The following is an 18,335-nucleotide window of genomic DNA, read 5'->3' on the forward strand; positions in this document are numbered from 1 at the left end:
AACCGCGTCCGAACAACACCACCGCGGCCGCACGCTGTTCCTCGGACAATGAACTGCTCTTAAACATCAAACTGCTCCCCGTAAGTCAGAACTGAATTTTCAGTCCAACTTTCGGGGAGCAGTTCAATGCTCCGGTCCTTCCGCACTTAAGGCCTCGCTACTGTGGCATTCCTGCCCTGCCGACGGTCTTCTGGCGCCGATGGTTGCTTAGCCTGAGCTGAAGGATCCGGGCTCCGCCCGCCAAGGCCACGAGGACACCTCCACCGACCGCCGCAATGAACAATGTGGTGCCCAATGCCAGGGTTCCTTCAAGTCCAAAGAACCGGACGGTGATCATGTCCTGGTTTTGGACAAAGAAGACAATCAACATCACAAGGACCACCAGTCCAACTGCCACCGCGACCCATAGCGCAGCGGTGCGCGTAGGGCGGTTCCGCCCTGGCGCCGGAGGCTGGACCGCACGCTCTGCTGGCGGCACGGTGACTGGCTCCCCCGGCTCGGATCCGGTGGGAGTTCTTGCGGCATCATCCTGGAACCTCATGGCTGGACCCCTACCCGTCGGCTGCTGTCGTTCGTAAGCATCATAAGCATGCTTACTTATTTGTGGACAGGGGGCGTAACGAAAATGGGGCGAGCCAGCGCCTACTTCATTGAGTAGTCGGTACTGGTTGGACCTGGATCGTTGTTGCGGACAGCGTAGTGGTGCCCCTCGGAATCGGTCTCGACGTCGAAGTTCTTCAGGTCTTCCTCCGAAGCCGTCTCGAAGTCATCATGCTTGTGCACAACGGGGCTGTCAGTGTCGCCGTGCGTCGCCGGACCAAAGACGTATTGCAGCCGCTCCGTGACGTGTTGGAAACCTTCCAATCTGCGTCCCATCATCTCCACCCCCTTTCCACAGGAGAGAGAAGCGCGGCAGGGCTGATGCGGTGCCGTTCAGTGAGCCAATTTTACGCCCGGATCACCCCATGCGAGAGGGCTTAGCGCAGGGACTTGTCGTCCGGGTTGCGGGGCACTACATAGGTGCTGCCGTCGGGGCGGCGGAGGGTTTCCCACTGCTGGGTCTCAGCCTGGCGCTGGGCGAGCAGCTGCCGGTTGGCCTCGGTCATCTCGTGGTCAAGGGAACTGCTCTGCGCCGGTCCGAAAATGATCCGGAACTTCCCGGTGGCGCGCATGAACTTCCGGGTCAGGGATTCCTTTGCCACGGTTGATCGACTCCTCTTTTTAGACGGTTCAACACCTTCATAGTACGCTAATCATTAGTGCACTAACTAATCCGCAGGCTGTCGGAAAGGAAAGACATGACCAGCGTCAGCGAGACCACGGAGGAAACCGATGACCTCCTTCTGGAGCGTCAACTGTGCTTCGCATTGACTGTGGCTTCCCGGAGCGTCGTCGGCATCTATAAACCTGTCCTGGAGAAGCTGGGACTCACCCACCCCCAGTACCTGGTGATGCTGGCCCTCTGGGAACGAAGCCCCCGGACACTCAAGGACATCAGCGACAGCCTCCTCCACGAGCCCGCCACCCTCTCCCCCTTGCTGAAGAGGCTCGAAGACGCCGAGCTCATCACCCGCGAGCGCGTGGCCGGCAACGAACGCGCCTTGGCCATCAATTTGACGCCGAAGGGCGCCGCCCTGCGTGAACAGGCGACGGCGGTCCCGGGGCAGATCCGCGAGCGCCTGCAACTGAGCCGTGAAGAGGTGGCGGAGCTCCATCAGGCCATGATCGGGTTGATAGCCACTACCCAACGCACCCCCTAGCCAAGGACGGGCGGCGGTGCTCTGCTTGGGAGTGAACACCGGCGTAAAACACCACAGGTGCCACGTAAAATGGACGCAAACCCAGGAGATCCCATGCGCATGCGATTTGTTCGCCCCCTACTGACGGTACCGGCACTGACCGTGTTGACCGTTGCCGGCCTTGTGGCATGCTCAGGCGCCCCCACGCCGGGTTCCACGGGAAGCGCAACCCAGGCACCGTCGTCGTCCGCTCCTGCAAGCAGCAGCCCCGCAAGCGGCGCTCCGACAAGCAGCGCTCCGACAAGCAGCAGCAGCGGCACCGCCGAACTGTCCATCACGCTCATGGAAACACCGGAAGCCGCACCGAAGACCTTCACCCTTGTTTGCGCCGATGGGAAGCCCGCAGCCGAAAGCAAGCACCCCTCCCCCGCTGAAGCCTGCGCCACGCTCAAGAACAACCCCGCCATCCTCAGCCCCGCCCCACCCCGGACCGACCAGGCCTGCACCATGCAGTACGGCGGCCCGGCAATAGCCAAGGTGACCGGCGCCGTGAACGGCAAGGAAGTGACGGCCGCCTTCAGCCGCACGGACGGTTGCCAGATCGCCATGTGGGACGCCGCCAAGAGTATTCTCGGTTCAGATGGCGGCGCCTAACCTGCGGCACCTCCCCCAGGAGCAATGGCTCGGGCTGGAGGCAACCCATCATGCCCGGGTGGCGCGCTACGCCGACCCGTACCTGGCCCGGCGTTCGGCGGGGAAGAAACACCCCGTGGAAGACTTCCTCTTCACGTATTACACCCAAAAACCGGGACAGTTGCTGCGCTGGCATCCCGGCCAGGCAGTGCTGCTCAGTGGCGATCGTGCCTTGGAGCGCGCCAACTGGAAGTTCTACCGGACAGCCGACGACGGCGAACTCGCCGCAGCGGGCCTGCCCGCGGGAACCCCTGCGGTCACCTTTGACCGCGGCAGTTTCCTGGCCGACCGCGCAGAGGCAGTCCGGTTCGCGGGAATCATCCTTGCCGGAACCGCAAAGCGCCCGGCACAATTCGGCTGTTTTGGACTGCACGAATGGGCCATGGTCTACCGGCAGGAGAAGTTCGAGCTGCGGCATGAATACCTGAAACTGAGGTTGGGTGGCCAGGGCACGGACACCGTGGTGGAACAGAACAGGATCCGTTGCTCCCACTTCGATGCCTTCCGTTTCTACACCCCGGACGCCCTGCCCTTGAACGAGCTCACACCCACGCGCGAGAACCAGCGGAGCATGGAACAGCCGGGCTGCCTGCACGCCAACATGGACCTTTACAAGTGGGCTTACAAGCTGGCGCCCGCGCTGCCGAGTGAGCTGGTGATGGACTGCTTCGAGTTGTCGTGGCGGATCCGGGCCATGGACATGCAGGCCTCACCGTACGATCTCGAAGAATGGGGCTACCCACCCATCAGGATTGAGACACCGCAGGGCAAGGCCGAGTACGTTGAATACCAGCGGGCTTTCGCGGCCGAATCCCAGGAGCTGCGGACCCGCGTGCTCCAGGCAGTAGGACCGCTCTTGGACGAGCTGAGCGGGCTCGCCGCCTGAGCACCCGACGCCACAAGCGAAAGGTCACCATGGTTTCCGATAACACCGTTGACACAGCCACAAGCGAGTACGACGTCGAGCTGACAGTGACGTTGACAGAGGCACCGGGCGCTGAGGAAAGGACGTTCCACCTCCGGTCCGCGGGCGGCGTCCTCTCACCCGATCCGACGTCAATGGATTCGAACCTCCCGGACGCGCCTGCGGCGCTTGCCGCCGTCGAGCAGTTCGGGGAGGAAATCTTCTTCCCCGAACCACGCCCGGACAGGATCTGCACCCAGCAATACGGTGGCCCGCAGGTTGCCGTTGTTAAAGGCTGGTTCCGCGGACGGAAAGTCCACAGCCACTTCAGCAGGACCGACGGCTGCGAGATCGCCCGTTGGAAAGCGTTGGCGGCGTTGCTGGGCAATACGGGAGGCTCAAGCGGCGCAGTGTAGATTGGGCTGCCCAACAGGCCCAGCCAGTCCAGTGATGATGTCGCTGGACTGGCTGGGACCTGGCGGCGGCGTATGCCGCCTCAGCTAGGGTGTGCTGCCTTAGCTAACGGCAGGCGCCGGCTTGCGGAGGAACAACCCCACCACCAGCGCTGTGAGCAGGCACAGGGCCGCATTCACCCAGATGGCCGTGGTGACGCCGCTGAGCACGGCCGGGGCATCGTTGTTCCCGATGGCGAGGATCTGTGCGGTAAAGATCGCGCTCATGATCGGGATACCCATGGTGATGCCGACCTGCTGGCTCATGGTCGCCAACCCGGTGGCAAGGCCTTGCTCGGCGTCAGGCAGGCCGGACGTTGCGGTGACCATGAATCCGACGATAACCACGAGGTTTGCCACGCCCCCAATAAACGTGGCAACCAGCAGCAGGGCGATGGACGCCGGGGCGGCGCTGAGCAGGACCAGGGAACCAGTGGCAATTGCCTGGACGATGAATCCGTAGACGATTGCCTTCTTGTTGCCGATTTTCCCGATGACCTTGGGGCCAAGGACACCACCCAACACCGTTCCGAGACCCAGGACAGCGAAGGCCAGGCCGGCACCGAGCGGGGTGTAGCCGAGGACCTGCTGCAGGTACAGCGTCAGCAAGAACACCAAGGACGTTTCGGTGACGAAGGCAAGGATGCCCGCAATGTTTCCCCACGCGACCGTGGAACGCTTGAGGATTTCCAGTGGTACCAAGGGCGAGGCGGCTTTCCGCTCGACGGCCACGAAAGCAACGAACAAGACCACAGCGGCTGCGAGGCTGCCCAACGTGAGCGGATCAGCCCAGGAGTGTTCTGCGGCGTTCGTCAGACCGAACACCAGGGCCAGAAGGCCGAGTGTCACCGTGATGGCACCCGGTACGTCAAGCCGCAACTTGGTGGTGGGCTTGCTCTCGGCGAGGACAATGCGCGCAATGATGAGCACCGCGATGGCCACGGGAACGTTGATGAAGAACGCCCAGCGCCAGCTGAGCAGGTCAGTCAGCAGGCCGCCGAGGATTGCCCCCGTGGTGAACCCGGCAGCCATCAGGGAACCGTTCAGGCCCAGGGCTTTGTCTCGCAAGGGGCCTTCAGGGAAGGACGCCAACAGCAAGGACAGGGCGGCTGGAACGACGATGGCCGTCGCGATGCCCTGGCCGACGCGGGCGATGAGCAACAGTGCGGGGTCTGCAGCAAGGCCGCCGGCGAGCGAGGCTGCACCCAGCAGTGCCATGCCGATGATGAACATCCTGCGGCGGCCCGCGATGTCCGCGACGCGCCCGAACAAGAGGGTCAACCCGGCGGCGCACAGTGCGAACGCCGTCGCGATCCACTGGAGGTTCTCCAGGCTGAATCCGACGTCGGCACCGATGGCCGGGAGCGCGACGTTGAGGATCGAGAAGTCGACGGCGAGGGTAAAGCCCGCCGCGAGCAGGACGATGAGTGCCAGCCGTTGGCGGCCATTCATCCGTCCCGAGGAGGCAGGCGCCTCGGTTTCCATCAAGGGTGGAACGCGGGGTCCTGTGGTGACATCCGGTTGCGTGGTCATGGGGGTGTTCCTTCTTTGGAGGGGTCGCCGTCCGCGGACGGCATCTTCACAACTCCACATTCACGGAATGCCCAGGGATCAACCACACCCCCTTCTGCCTACCCCTGGCAGTGACAGGACATTGCTGCGCAAGACCGGCAGAATGGGCCCATGAGTAATCCAAGTGAACTTGGGGAGTTCCTTCGCGTCCGAAGAGCTGCCTTACAGCCAGAGGACGTTGGCCTTCTGAATTACGGCATCCGCCGTGTACCCGGCCTCCGCAGGGAAGAGCTGGCCATGCTGGCCGGCGTCAGCAATACGTATTACACACGCTTGGAGCAAGGCCTCAGCAACAACGCCTCCGAAGCGGTCATCGATGCAATCGCCCGGGCTCTTAACCTGAACACCGACGAGCGTGCGCACCTTTTCAATCTCGCCCGGCCAGGGACCACCAAAAGGCGCACCCTGACCAAGCCAGAGAAGGTAAGGCCCGGCATGTTGCGCCTCATCCAGTCGATGTCCAACACACCCGCCGTCGTCCTGGGGCGCCGCAGCGAAGTGCTCGCGTGGAACCGGATCGGTCACAGGCTTGTGGCTGGCCACTTGGATTTCGCCGCGCCGGAGACGCCGTCAACGAGGCCCAACATGACGCGGCTCTTGTTCCTGGACCGCCACACCCGGGAGCTTTACAGCCGATGGGCCGAAGAGGCTACACGTGCAGTGTCCTCGCTGCGACTGGTCGCGGGCCGCGCGGCTGATGACGCGGAACTCGCATCGTTGGTTGGCGAGTTGACCATGAACAGCGACGAGTTCGCCAAACTGTGGGCACGCCACCCCGTTGAGAACTGCATGTCCGGACTGAAGTACATGCATCACCCCGAGGTCGGCGACATTGAGCTCAACTTCGAGGTCCTGACCCCTCCCGACGAATCGGGACACCGGATCCTGATGTATACCGCTGACCCCGGCACGCCTGCGGCCGAGGCCCTGCAATTATTGGAGTCCAGCGATGTCAACGTGGTGGAACCCGCTTGGACCTCGTGAACTACCAACGAGTTGCGACAGCTGGAGCATAGGACCTCAGCACAGTGGCCGGTGGGAAATCCCACCGGCCACTGTGCTTATTGGATCAAGCCGGACTAGCTTGCGTTATTGCTCTGTGCCGGCTCGTCTCCACGGATCTTGCCGTGGTTCTTCTTGTCCTTCTTGTCCTTCTTCGGGTCCTCATCGTCAGGAACCACCACGGTTCCGCCCGGGTTGACCAGGACGGTGACGAAGCTTGGTTCGCTGGTTCCGGCGAAGGTCAGGCGGCCAATGTAGGAGCCCGGCTCCAGGTTCTTCCAGTTCAGCGAAATCTGGCCCGTCTTGCCGTTGGCGAGACGGATCGGGTTAGGCGTCACGGTGGCGTTGCCCTGGTTCGCTCCCAGCACGGCGGCATCAACGGTGGCCTTGGTGGCCTGGTTGTTGGGGCTCGCGTAAAGGTTGGCGAAGACGTAGTAGTCGCCCGGCGCGGGGTTGGGAACGGACAGTGTCTCACTGGCGGAGGCTGTCGCTGCCGGCAGCTGCTGGCCCGACGGTGTCAGCACCAGCATGTCGAAGTCCGCGGCGTCGTTGGAGGAGATGACCGAGAACTTGGCCAGGGCGCTGCCCTCACCAACGGTCACCTTCTTCACGAAGTTGGATGCGTTGGTCTCACCGGCGAACGGGCCGGGAACCAGTTCCACTGCCGAGGAATCGGCCTTGGACAGTCCATCAATGGTCACACCCACCGGGAGGTTCGTGCCGGAGGTGATGTTGATCGATCCCGAGCCGTTGGGACCCGTTCCTGTGAACGCCAGCGCCTTGTCCGCGATGACGGACTGTGGCCGGACCGCGATCGGCGAGGTGACGGTCTTGTTGGCACCCGTCCAGCTGAGCGAACCCATGGCGAACTTGCCGAGGGCTGCGTTGTTGTTCTCGAACTGGACCTTGAAGGTCTTCTTCTCGCCCGGTGCACCGAAGTTCAGCACAGACGGAGTGACCTTGACGTTGACGCCCGGCACGTTGACCGAGGCACGGTAGAGGCCCGGTGTCAGCGCGGTCACCGTACGGGTGACCTCGATTTTGCCTGCGAGGTTACCGAGGGCGAAGGAAGGAACGTTCATGTCCCGTGGCGCTGTGGTGCCGAGCCCTTCCATGCCCAGGTCCATGCCCGTTCCCTGGATGAACTTGAGGTAATCCTCTGTGGTGGCGTCGTAGACAAGGCCTGGCGAGAGGACCTTTGCCGGATCGACCTGTCCGGCACCGGTGGCGAAGACGTCCTTGTTGATGGCGCCGTTGGCGAGCTTTACCGGACCAGCGGTGGTCATCATGGCAGACTTCACGGTGGCCGGAGACCACTGCGGGTTCTTGCCCAAAATCAGCGCACCGAAACCGGCTACGTGCGGTGAGGCCATGGACGTTCCGGACAGGAAGCCGAAGTTGTCGCCTCCGGTTCCGATGGGAGAAACACCGGCGAGGATGGCGACGCCGGGTGCTGACACGTCAGGCTTCAGCAGGTCCGAGTCCGTGGCAAGCAACGGACCGCGCGACGAGAAGCCGGCAATCTGCGGCTGCGCTTCGGCAGGCAGGCCCGTGGTATCGCGGTTCAACAGGGACACGGTAATGGCCGGATTGGCCGTGACCTTGTCCTTGATGGCCTGGGTGGCCGGCGGGTTCACGTGGACCGTGGGGATCACGTGCTTGTCGGTGTCCAACGAGGAGTCAGTCAGGTTCACCAGGATCATGCCCACGCCACCGCCGCGCAGTACTTCTGCGCTCTTGGCGGTCCGGTCAACTACGCCGCGGTCACAGACCACAACCTTGCCGGCGACCTTAGCCGGGTCCAGGGAACCGGGAGCGCAGAGCGCAGCGTTACCTTGACCGCTTGCGGCGTTGGTGGAAAGCACGACGCCGGCCCCGGTCACCTCACGGTTCATGATGCTCGCTCCGCGGAATTTGCTGCCGTCGGAGAATTGGACCGTGCCTTGCAGTTCCTGGGAAAACGAGGTGGCGGCAACAGTGGTCAGCCACGGGGCTCCGTGGTTCACCGTGCTGGCCGTCGGGCCGGAGTTGCCGGCCGAGGTAGCCACGAAAATACCTGCCGACGCTGCTGACAGGAACGCCAGCGAGACAGGATCCGTGGTGGTAGTGGTGGAACCGGAAATGGAGTAGTTCAGGACATCCACGCCGTCCAGGATGGCTTGCTCGATCGCGTCCACGGAAGCGGAGCCGTAGCAACCGCCCGTAGCGGGATCAGTGTCTTCCCAGCAGACCTTATAAATGGAGAGTTTGGCGGCAGGTGCGATCCCACTGGTGGTTCCAAAGCTGCGGCCGTCCACTACGGCGTCGACGTTGGCGTTGCCCGCCGCGGTGCTGGCCGTGTGGGTTCCGTGGCTGTCGACGTCCACTGCGGAGATGACTTCTTCCGGGGCCCGGTTTTCCGGTGCCACGGTGTCAAGGAAGGCGTCTGCGAAGTAGTGGGTGCTGAGGACCTTGGAGTTACAGGCGCTGCCATCGTAGTCAGCGCCCGTACCTGTTCCGGGCTGGCATTCACCGACGAATGTGTCACCGTCGGCCTTGAGCATGGCGATCTTGCCGTCGGCGGTGCGGTAGGGAACGCCTACCTGGGGGTTGCCTACCAGCGGGCCTACGGGCTCCCCGGCGAAGAAGGGGTTGGACGGGGTGTAGCCGGTGTCAATGACACCAACGACGGTTCCCTTACCTGCGTTTTCCTGCCCGCCGTACTGGGTGGCCCAGGTTCCGTTGGGGCCGCTGAGCTTGAGGAAGTCGCTGGTTGAGTAGTCCGGTGCGTACTGCGTGTCTGGTGCAACCATGAGGACTTTGGGGTCCTTGGCAAGATTGATGGCCTGATCGGCGGTGAGGTCCGCGCTGAAACCATTGACGGCAGTGGTGAACTCCCGCTTGATGTTCACATTTTCCTGCTTGGCGACTTCCTGCTGCTTCTGCTGGAGGTGGGATTGGTATTCCTTCACCTCTGCGCTGTCGGCGTCGAGCTTTTTGCCTTCCTCCGGTTTAGTGGGCGCAAGGCCCGGCGTGCCGCCGTCGTAAGTCGCCGCAGGCTTTTCGGCGAGGACCACCATGTAGCGGCCGTCCTTGTAGGCACTGGGGTCAAGGTTCTTCTTGGCCACGTCTGCAACATTCCCGGGCGCCTCCGGGGCGGGAGCGGCCTGGGCCGGCATCGCCACCGACGAGAGCAGCAACGGCAGTCCGACGGCGAGTGCCGCGGCCTTCCGGAGGCTCCCGCTTCTGGCGGAGCTCTTTCCTTGTGGTTTCACGTGTGGTTGCACCTTTCACTGAAGAGGCCCGGGTTTCATCGCCGGGGCCGGTCACCTATGAGTTGGTTGAACCTTTGACAGTTCTTGTCAAACACGCGCAACCAGTCGAGTCACAGAGTACCTAGTGAGAGACGAATATGATATACAGCACATTTAAGGAAATTTGTCTTGTCACAACATGGGCGATTCGTCATGGAACGACCAACGACGGACCGCAGGATTCAACCTCCGGTCCGTCGCGGATCTCCAGCCGGTGAGGCTAGCCCTTCGGCGTCACCTGCAGGCGGTCAAACGAAACCCGGATACCGTCTTTGTCCAGGACCACAACATCGTCCCGTCCGTTCTTGACGTCCGGGGGAAGGATGAATTCCACGGTGTTGTCAGTGGTGGGGAAAATCCACCCCAGACGATAACCCGTCTTATTCAGGTACACGTAGTACCACTCTCCGTACTCGAGGCCCTTCAGTACCACCTTTTGACCCGTGCGGTACTTGTCCGCGGTCCCAAGATCCGTAGGCGGCGTCCCCAGATCCTGGACGGTCAGAGCCGGCTCTGTGCTGGGTTGCGCAGGCTGCACAGCCAGAACCAGCGCATCGCCTTCAGCTCCGGCGACAACCTCACGGGAACCATTCATTGCCTTCACCTCAAAAGACGCAGCGGCCAATCTCCCGCCGGCAATGTCCGCTGCTGGCAGTACGTGCTCGCGGGTGGCTGTCACGCTGGAACCGGCTGCGAGCGCAGCTGCCGAGATACCTGCGTCGGGTGCTTCCAATCCGGTCACGGCGACATTGCCCGCGTTGCCCACAGTGTAGGTGTACGTAACGGGATCGCCGGCACTGGCAAACCTGTCACCATCCGCGTCCTCCCACGCGGCGGAGACCGTTGCTTCAAGCTTGGGGTCACGAACCGTAAGGTCCACTTCGCCGCCATCCACCGTGAAGGTTTCGGTGCTTTGGCCTGCGGAACTGACCTCCCAGGTGGTCTTCGGAACGAAGAATCCCTGTTCGGCTTCTTCAGCGGTCACGGTGTGCCTTGGGGTGGCGCATTGGTAGCTCTGCCCGGCCGGCAGGACACTGTAGCGGCAGTTGCCCGGCCCTTCCGGAAGGAACGGGCTGAAGTTACCGGCAGTCGGAACTACCTTCTCAACCAGCGGACTGGTGTTCTTCACTGAGAACGTATAGGGAACCAGGTCACCTGCAGCGTATGGCTGCGTGGCTAGGTCACGCCCGACGTCGGCACGCGCCCCGCTGATGTCTGCCGTTAACAGTCCATCGCGCAAGGCGACAGCAGCGCCGGTGAATGGAACAGTCCCGGTAAGGGACGGCGTTGAACTTGCGGCGATGCTGAAGCTGGCTTCCGGCACGAAGAAGCCCCGCTCAACGTCTGCTGCCGTAATGACGTGTTTGGCAGTGGTGCAGTTGTAGCTCGCGCCCGCAGCCAGGTTGTTGTAGCGGCAGTTAGGGGCCGACGGCGGCAGGAACCCGGAGTCGAAGGTTCCGGATACCGGCACCGCGTTGGCTGTGACATTGGCGGTGCTCTTGACGTTGAGCGAGTAGCTGAGGACATCGCCCACCTGGTATGGGCTGGCGGCGACGTCGCGTGTCGGCGCCGTTCCGGTGATGGCCAGGCCGACTTGCGGGGCCACCGGCACCGTGGCGGTGAAGGTGAACTGCGAAACCCGGCCATCCGCCGTCGTGAATGCAGCATTCAGGTTCTGCGGGCCGCTCGCATTGGCGGGCGCGGTGAGGGCTACGCTGACGGTGACTGATGCCCCCGGTTGCAGGGAAGGAACACTCACTGTGGTGGCTGACCAACCGCTGGGTGTGTACACCGTAGCCGTGCCTCCGGACAGCGTGGTGGCTTCCTGGTTGGTGACCGTCACGGGCACCTGCTGGGTGGCGCCGGCCGCTGTGGTCACCGCAGGTACTGCCAGCGGGGCGCAGGCGTAGTTCAGCCAAGCGTCGTCGAACGTGGCGAAGGGCATGTTGTCGGTGTAGTTGCCTTCGTAGAGGACTCCGAACGTACCCGCGGCCATCCGGGTGACAGTGGAGTAAGCCGAGAATCCGGAACGGATGGTGCGGACGCCCGGCCAGGTGGCGCCGTCGTCGCAAGAGACCCGGGCCGAGACATTTTCGCGGCCGGTCTTGGAGTTCGCGTTGGTGAAGATCAGCTTTTTGGCGTCGGCAGAGCCTTGGGCAGCATCAGGGAACATCCTTGATATGGAGCCATTGTTGGCGGGATCCGGGAGCTCGGTATCCTGCGTGACCGGACCATAGGTGGCGCCGCCGTCAGTGGAGATGGCCACCTTGCGGTACCCCTGGTTGGCGTTGTCGCGGGAGTTCAGCAGAACACGGCCGTCGGAGAGTTCAACCGTTTTGTTCTCATCCATCCGGTCCCCGACGTTGGAACCCTTCTTCCACGTAGCACCATGGTCATCGGAGTAGACCGAGTAGGCCTGGATTTTGTTGGTGCCGTCAGACTGGCGGACATCACCGGCGTACTGCTGGATCAGGCGGCCTTTGTAGGGGCCGTACTTGAGTTGGATGCCCTCGCCGGAGGACGCAAAGTTGGAACGGATGTCGCCTGCCACGGGGCTGGTCTTGCTGGTTCCGGGCTTGGTGACGTTGGTGATGAGCCGCGGTTGGCTCCAGCTGACGCCGCCGTCGGAGGATTCGATGACGGCCGAAGAGATCACCGTCCGGTCGGCGTCGTCATTGCCGAACTGGCTGCCGCCGAAGCCCTGGTCCTTGGAGTACACGAAGAAAGCGAAGACCTTCCCCGCCTCGGCGTCGTAGACATACGAGGGGTCGCTGTATCCGAATTTGGGGCCGCTGGCATCGCCCACATGCCCGGCCGCGATGACCGTGACCGGTCCCCAGGTCTGGCCGCCGTCAGTGCTGCGGCGCTGCACGATCGAGTTCGGGTTGGGGGCATCTGCGGCTGAGCCCGGACGTCCGTCCCATGCCGCGAGCACCACGTTGTTACCGAGGTATGTCAGGGCTGGGATCCGGTAGAAGAAGTTGGCGGCCGTGCGGTCCGCGCCGAGGTTGGCCTCGGCGAAGATGCCTGGGGAGGCTGTGGGGTTGACGGGTGGGATGGGTGCGGCGGTGGCGGGCAGGGCCAGCCCGGCCAGAAGGCCCAGGCTCAGCATGCCGGTAACTGCGATATGGGCGGGCGATGGTGATCTCAAATCGAGGTCCTTTCGAGTGGATGCTACGTGCTACGTCGAACGTCCTACCACCATAGGGTGTTCTGGGTCACATGGCCAGCATTACGGTGTATTCGGCTCTTGTGGGACGCCAAGCGGTAGCCTCGAGAAAGAACCACCCACCCCCATGACCTTGGAGTTGCCGTGAAGATCCTTGCCCCGGACACCATCGAACTGGACCTTACCGAGCTCACCCGTGCCGGGGACGAGGTAGCCACCTACGCTGTGGACCAGCCCATCCCCGGCGATCACCGCGATGCCGAGGTCCTCATCGTGTGGCGCAACACCGCGGAAAACCTGGCGGATGCGGCGCACGGACTGCCAGACCTCAAGCTGGTCCAAACGCTGGCCGCCGGACCCGACTCCGTGCTGGCGGCTGGCTTCGCCCACCATGTGGCCATTACCTCCGGCCGCTCGCTGCACGACGGCCCTGTCGCTGAGCACGCGCTGGCGCTGGTTCTTGCAGCGGTCCGGCGCCTGGACGTCCTGCAGGAAGCCCAACGGGACACCACCTGGAACGCGGAGTTCAACGCCGCGCAGTCCGATCCCGCGACCGAAAAGCTTTACACGCTCGACGGCGCCAACGTCACCATCTGGGGCTTCGGCTCGATCGCCGGACGGCTCGCTCCCCTGCTGGCCGCCCTGGGTGCGAATGTCACCGGCGTGGCCAACTCCAAGGGTGAGCGCTACGGCTTCCCGGTGGTCTCAACAGAGGAACTGCCCGGCGTCCTGGGCACCACCGACGTGCTGATCTCCATCCTTCCCGCCACGCCCGACACCGCCGATGCCCTGAACGACGACATCCTTCGGCAGCTTCCCGCCAGCGCCGTTTTCGTCAACGTGGGCCGCGGCGCCACCGTTGACGAAGACGCACTGCTGGCCGCCCTGCGGGAGGGACGGCTCCGTGTGGCAGTCTTGGACGTCACCAAGCAGGAACCGCTCCCGGCGTGGTCGGAGCTGTGGGCTGCGCCCAACCTGATCATCACCCCGCACGTGGCCGGCAACCGGCCCAAGGGCTCATCCCAATTGATCGTTGGCAATGTCGCCGCACTCAAGGATGGCAAACCTCTGACGAACCAGGTTGCCGGCCAGGGGCACGAAGCGGCAACGTAAAAACGGGCCTGACCTCCGCTGAGGTCAGGCCCGCTTTTGCGGTAACGGTCAGGCGTGCTCGTAGGTCAGGCAGTCAGCCGCTTCACGACCGGGCCCTACCCTTACGTCGTGTGCCTCGCACATGAGGTTGTTGTTGTGGACGCACTCGGACCGCTGGCACGCACCCACATGGGCAAGGACCTTGGGAAGGCCACCCATCGCATTGGTGTCGATGAACGTGGCGCAGGAGGCGTGATCCTGGGTGCCACCAATGGTGATTCCAAATGCGGTGCAGCCGTCGTGGTTGAAGCCACAGCTGCCCACGCTACAGGCGGATACTTCGGCAATGTGTTCGGTCATTGTTCCTCCTGGCTGGATCCTGAATGGTACGGGGGCGAACACCCCGTGTACCTCCAAGCTACGCCGGAATCACATGATTGAACCCGAACCATTAGCGCATTTGTCCGTGCGCTATTAGCCGGCTAATTGCGGGGTGTACGCAGTGCTTCGCTGATCTTTGCCCGCGTTTCCTGGTCCAGCGGTGCCGTGAGGTGCCGCTCCCGCGCAGCCCTGTCGGACAGGATCTTTTGGATGACCATCCGGCCAAGCCCGGCAAAAACGGCCGCAGCCACAACGCCCAGCACCATCGATTTCGGTTTCTCAGCCATGCCGCAATCCTAGTGACGCAGGCCACCTGCGGCCAGCGCCGCCGCCGAACCCTGGCAGCGGCGACCGTCGAAGCCTGGCAGCGGCGACCGTCAGGGCTTGGCGAGTGCCGCCGTCGGGCCCTCAAACAGGGCATTTTCCGCCGTGACGGCGGGGGGTCCTCGCGGAAACGGGCTGAATAGGGTATGTGCGCCGCTCCCGGTAGAATAGGTGTGCAAGCTCGCGGAGCGCCCCCCATGCCGTTCAAACATTGCAGTTCACAACCGTGTTTAACCCTGTGTTCAAGACGCTGTTTGGATGCGGCTGAACGGCGTGAGACGGCACCTCCGCGGCAGCCTTATTTAAGGTTCACCCAACTCACCGCACAGGAGTTACCGGATGCCCCGGATCGTCGTTGACGTCATGCCCAAGCCCGAGATTCTGGACCCCCAGGGGAAGGCCATTGTGGGTGCCCTGCCCCGCCTCGGCTTCAACAGCTTCAGCGCAGTCCGCCAAGGCAAGCGCTTCGAACTGACGGTCGATGGCGAGGTGACCGACGCTATCCTGGCCCAGGCCCGCGAAGCTGCAGAGACCCTCCTGTCCAACCCAGTGATCGAGGATGTCGTCAACGTCGAGGTCGTCGAGGCCTGATATGACGTCGATCCCCCTGATTGGCGAGGCTGTAGCCGTCGCCGCCGAGCCCAGGCTCGCAGGCGCCAAGGTTGGCGTCGTCACCTTCCCCGGCACCCTGGACGACCGCGACGCCGCCCGTGCAGTACGGCTCGCCGGCGCCACAGCGGTTCCGCTCTGGCACGCCGACTCCGAACTGGGCGACGTTGACGCTGTCATCATCCCCGGCGGATTCTCCTACGGCGACTACCTCCGTGCAGGCGCCATCTCGCGTTTCGCGCCGCTGATGACCAAGATCATCGATGCTGCCAACTCCGAGGCGAAGCTTCCGGTTTTGGGTATCTGCAACGGTTTCCAGATCCTCACCGAGTCGCACCTGCTGCCCGGTTCGATGATCAAGAACGACCACCTGAAGTTCATCTGCCGCGACCAGACGCTGCGCGTGGAAAACGCCAACACTGCCTGGACCGTGGATTACACCAATGGCCAGGAAATCATCGTGCCGTTGAAGAACCAGGACGGCCAGTACATCGCGGACGAGAAGACCCTGGACGCTCTTGAAGCCGAGGGCCGCGTGGTGTTCCGTTACGTTGGCTTCAACCCGAACGGCTCCCGCCGGGACATCGCCGGCATCTCCAACGCCGCAGGCAACGTGGTGGGCCTCATGCCGCACCCCGAGCACGCAGTTGAGGCCGGTTTCGGTCCGGAAGCTGGTCTGTCCGGCTCCGCCGGCGAGCCCCGCGACACCGACGGCCTCGGTTTCTTCACCTCCGTACTGACCAAGATTGTGGGAGGCGACAAGTGACCACGGAAACCACCAAGAAGTTCAACATCGACACCGTTGAGCACGCTGCCAAGACCCCGGACACGGAACTTCCGTGGTCCGAACTGGGCTTGAAGAAGAACGAATTCGATGAGATCGTCAAGGTCCTTGGCCGTCGCCCCACTGGCGCCGAGCTGGCCATGTACTCCGTCATGTGGAGCGAGCACTGCTCCTACAAGTCCTCCAAGAACCACCTCCGCCAGTTCGGCGAGAAGGTCACCGAGGAAATGAAGAAGGACATGCTGGTGGGCATCGGCGAAAACGCCGGCGTCACCAACCTTGGGGACGGCTGGGCCGTGACCTTCAAGATCGAGTCCCACAACTCGCCGTCGTTCGTTGAGCCTTACCAGGGTGCCGCAACCGGCATCGGCGGCATTGTCCGCGACATCATCTCCATGGGCGCCCGCCCGGTCGCCGTGATGGACCCGCTGCGTTTCGGCGCGATCGACCACCCGGACACCGCCCGCGTCATGCACGGTGCCGTTGCCGGCATCGGCGGCTACGGCAACTGCCTGGGCCTGCCGAACATCGGCGGCGAAATGGTGTTCGATTCCGTCTACCAGGGCAACCCGCTGGTGAACGCCCTGGCCGTTGGCGTTATGCGCCACGAGGACATCCGCCTGGCCAACGCCTCCGGCAAGGGCAACAAGGTTGTCCTGTTCGGTGCCCGCACGGGTGGCGACGGCATCGGCGGCGCATCGGTGCTCGCCTCCGAGTCCTTCGACGACACCAAGCCCTCCAAACGCCCCGCCGTCCAGGTGGGCGACCCCTTCGCTGAGAAGGTCCTGATCGAGTGCTGCCTGGAGCTCTTCAAGGGCTCCCTGGTTGAAGGCATCCAGGACCTCGGCGCCGCAGGCATTTCCTGTGCCACGTCCGAGCTCGCCTCCAACGGCGACGGCGGCATGGAAGTTGAACTGACCTCCGTCCTGCTGCGCGATCCCACGCTGACCCCGGGCGAGATCCTGATGTCCGAGTCGCAGGAACGCATGATGGCCGTGGTCACCCCGGAGAACATCGAAGCGTTCGAAGCAGTCATGGACAAGTGGGCTGTGGAGTACTCCTGGTTGGGTGAGGTCACCGACACCGGTCGCCTCATCATCACCTGGGAAGGCGAAGTAATCGTCGACGTCGATCCCCGCACCGTTGCGCACGACGGCCCGGTCTACGACCGTCCGTTCGCCCGCCCGGAGTGGCAGGACTCGGTCCAGGCCAACACCTTCACCGGCTCCGTCGAGGACGCCGGCCGCCCGTCAGCTCCGTCCGAGCTGGCAGCAGCTGTCACCGAGCTCATCGCATCGCCGAACATGTGCAGCAAGTCCTGGATCACCAAGCAGTACGACCGCTACGTCGGCGGCAACACTGCCATGGCATTCCCGGACGACGCCGGCGTGGTACGCGTTGACGAAGAGACCGGCCTGGGCGTTGCCCTGGCCACCGACGCCAACGGCCGCTACACCTACCTTGAGCCGTACCAGGGTGCACAGCTGGCATTGGCCGAGGCCTACCGCAACGTCGCCACCTCCGGCGCCGTTCCGATGGCCGTCAGCGACTGCCTGAACTTCGGTTCCCCCGAGGACCCGGATGTCATGTGGCAGCTCGCGGAAGCCATCCGTGGCCTCTCCGATGCCTGCATGGAGCTCGGCATCCCCGTCACCGGCGGCAACGTCTCGCTCTACAACCAGACGGGCACCACGCCCATCCACCCCTCCCCCGTGGTGGCAGTCCTGGGCAAGCTCGACGACGTTGCCCGCCGCACGCCGTCGGGCTGGCGCGAAGACGGCCAGGCCATCTACCTGCTCGGTACCACCGCAGCGGAACTGGATGGTTCGGAATGGTCCAACCTGCGCGGGCACCTCGGTGGCCTGCCGCCGAAGGTCGATCTCGCTGCCGAGCGTGAATTGGGCCAGATCCTGATCAACGCTTCCCGCGATGGCATGGTTGACGCCGCACACGACCTCTCCGAGGGAGGCCTCGCGGCTGCCCTGGTTGAGTCCTCGCTGCGCTACGGTGTTGGCGCCCGCATTGCCCTTGAGGAATTGATGGAGCGTGACGGCGTGGACCTGTTCACGGCCCTCTTCTCCGAATCCCAGGCCCGCGCCATCGTCTCAGTGCCGCGTTCCGAGGAAGTCCGCTTCAAGGACATGTGCACGGCACGCGGCTTCGCCCACATCCGGATCGGCGTCGTTGACGCTGCCGGTGGAAAGCTGGAGATCAACGGGGTGGACGAGCTCTCCCTGGATGCCCTCAGCGAAGCACACGAAGGTACGCTGCCGAAGTACTTCGGCTAGAACCTCCCCGCTTAAAGCAACGCGGGGTCACGT

The 18,335-nt window shown here is 63.5% G+C and carries 17 protein-coding genes; 9 read left to right on the forward strand and 8 right to left on the reverse strand.

Features of this window, described 5'->3' with window-relative positions; genetic code table 11:
- Positions 1 to 157: 157 nt before the first annotated feature.
- The 3 genes from LRQ04_RS15480 to LRQ04_RS15490 form a co-directional block, all read right to left on the reverse strand.
- Complete coding sequence (locus tag LRQ04_RS15480) at positions 158 to 541, reverse strand: lipopolysaccharide assembly LapA domain-containing protein (protein ID WP_235521236.1); 384 nt, start codon at positions 539 to 541, stop codon at positions 158 to 160.
- Between the two features lie 101 nt (positions 542 to 642).
- Positions 643 to 876: a hypothetical protein gene (locus LRQ04_RS15485; RefSeq protein WP_235521411.1), complete on the reverse strand. Its 234-nt coding sequence runs from the start codon at positions 874 to 876 to the stop codon at positions 643 to 645.
- A 101-nt stretch (positions 877 to 977) separates the two neighbouring features.
- Positions 978 to 1,202: a hypothetical protein gene (locus LRQ04_RS15490; protein WP_235521238.1), complete on the reverse strand. Its 225-nt coding sequence runs from the start codon at positions 1,200 to 1,202 to the stop codon at positions 978 to 980.
- Positions 1,203 to 1,298: 96 nt separating this feature from the next.
- Between LRQ04_RS15490 and LRQ04_RS15495 the strand changes: the two genes are divergently transcribed.
- From LRQ04_RS15495 to LRQ04_RS15510, 4 genes are all read left to right on the forward strand, one after another.
- A complete protein-coding gene (locus LRQ04_RS15495; RefSeq protein WP_235521240.1) occupies positions 1,299 to 1,760 on the forward strand; it encodes a MarR family winged helix-turn-helix transcriptional regulator in 462 nt (153 codons plus the stop codon).
- A 93-nt stretch (positions 1,761 to 1,853) separates the two neighbouring features.
- Positions 1,854 to 2,393, forward strand: a complete 540-nt coding sequence (locus LRQ04_RS15500; RefSeq protein ID WP_235521243.1) for an SSI family serine proteinase inhibitor — start codon at positions 1,854 to 1,856, stop codon at positions 2,391 to 2,393.
- Positions 2,380 to 3,318, forward strand: a complete 939-nt coding sequence (locus tag LRQ04_RS15505) for a 3-methyladenine DNA glycosylase (protein WP_235521244.1) — start codon at positions 2,380 to 2,382, stop codon at positions 3,316 to 3,318. Before LRQ04_RS15500 ends, LRQ04_RS15505 begins: the two co-directional genes overlap by 14 nt.
- A 29-nt stretch (positions 3,319 to 3,347) precedes the next feature.
- On the forward strand, positions 3,348 to 3,752 hold the full coding sequence (locus LRQ04_RS15510; protein ID WP_235521247.1) for a serine protease inhibitor: 405 nt from the start codon (positions 3,348 to 3,350) through the stop codon (positions 3,750 to 3,752).
- A gap of 99 nt (positions 3,753 to 3,851) precedes the next feature.
- Here the strand turns inward: LRQ04_RS15510 and LRQ04_RS15515 are convergent, their stop codons facing one another.
- Positions 3,852 to 5,240: an MFS transporter gene (locus tag LRQ04_RS15515; RefSeq protein WP_235521412.1), complete on the reverse strand. Its 1,389-nt coding sequence runs from the start codon at positions 5,238 to 5,240 to the stop codon at positions 3,852 to 3,854.
- A gap of 231 nt (positions 5,241 to 5,471) precedes the next feature.
- On the opposite strand from LRQ04_RS15515, the gene LRQ04_RS15520 reads away from it, so the two are divergent.
- On the forward strand, positions 5,472 to 6,344 hold the full coding sequence (locus LRQ04_RS15520) for a helix-turn-helix transcriptional regulator (RefSeq protein WP_235521249.1): 873 nt from the start codon (positions 5,472 to 5,474) through the stop codon (positions 6,342 to 6,344).
- Between the two features lie 95 nt (positions 6,345 to 6,439).
- Here the strand turns inward: LRQ04_RS15520 and LRQ04_RS15525 are convergent, their stop codons facing one another.
- Positions 6,440 to 9,520, reverse strand: a complete 3,081-nt coding sequence (locus LRQ04_RS15525; protein ID WP_235521413.1) for a S8 family peptidase — start codon at positions 9,518 to 9,520, stop codon at positions 6,440 to 6,442.
- A 355-nt stretch (positions 9,521 to 9,875) separates the two neighbouring features.
- Positions 9,876 to 12,767: an exo-alpha-sialidase gene (locus LRQ04_RS15530; protein WP_235521414.1), complete on the reverse strand. Its 2,892-nt coding sequence runs from the start codon at positions 12,765 to 12,767 to the stop codon at positions 9,876 to 9,878.
- Between the two features lie 201 nt (positions 12,768 to 12,968).
- On the opposite strand from LRQ04_RS15530, the gene LRQ04_RS15535 reads away from it, so the two are divergent.
- The gene (locus tag LRQ04_RS15535; RefSeq protein WP_235521251.1) at positions 12,969 to 13,937 is read left to right on the forward strand and encodes an NAD(P)-dependent oxidoreductase; all 969 of its coding nucleotides are present in this window, start codon (positions 12,969 to 12,971) and stop codon (positions 13,935 to 13,937) included.
- 48 nt (positions 13,938 to 13,985) lie between these two features.
- Here LRQ04_RS15535 and LRQ04_RS15540 read toward each other — a convergent pair whose 3' ends face one another.
- Both LRQ04_RS15540 and LRQ04_RS15545 read right to left on the reverse strand, forming a co-directional pair.
- Positions 13,986 to 14,276 carry a DUF1540 domain-containing protein gene (locus tag LRQ04_RS15540; protein WP_211713976.1) on the reverse strand — a complete coding sequence of 97 codons (291 nt, stop codon included), beginning with the start codon at positions 14,274 to 14,276 and terminating at the stop codon, positions 13,986 to 13,988.
- Between the two features lie 122 nt (positions 14,277 to 14,398).
- Entirely contained in the window at positions 14,399 to 14,584 is a 186-nt protein-coding gene (locus tag LRQ04_RS15545) for a hypothetical protein (RefSeq protein WP_235521253.1), read from the reverse strand.
- Positions 14,585 to 14,960: 376 nt separating this feature from the next.
- On the opposite strand from LRQ04_RS15545, the gene purS reads away from it, so the two are divergent.
- From purS to purL, 3 genes are read left to right on the forward strand one after another with little or no spacing between them, the layout of a single operon-like run.
- On the forward strand, positions 14,961 to 15,212 hold the full coding sequence (gene purS, locus LRQ04_RS15550; protein WP_011773385.1) for a phosphoribosylformylglycinamidine synthase subunit PurS: 252 nt from the start codon (positions 14,961 to 14,963) through the stop codon (positions 15,210 to 15,212).
- Between the two features lies 1 nt (position 15,213).
- Complete coding sequence (gene purQ / locus LRQ04_RS15555) at positions 15,214 to 15,996, forward strand: phosphoribosylformylglycinamidine synthase subunit PurQ (protein WP_235521255.1); 783 nt, start codon at positions 15,214 to 15,216, stop codon at positions 15,994 to 15,996.
- Positions 15,993 to 18,302 carry a phosphoribosylformylglycinamidine synthase subunit PurL gene (purL, locus tag LRQ04_RS15560; protein WP_235521256.1) on the forward strand — a complete coding sequence of 770 codons (2,310 nt, stop codon included), beginning with the start codon at positions 15,993 to 15,995 and terminating at the stop codon, positions 18,300 to 18,302. The genes purQ and purL overlap by 4 nt, the downstream gene beginning before the upstream one ends.
- Positions 18,303 to 18,335: the final 33 nt, after the last annotated feature.

It is taken from the genome of Paenarthrobacter sp. AR 02 (genome assembly GCF_021538675.1).
In the GTDB taxonomy this organism is placed as follows: domain Bacteria; phylum Actinomycetota; class Actinomycetes; order Actinomycetales; family Micrococcaceae; genus Arthrobacter.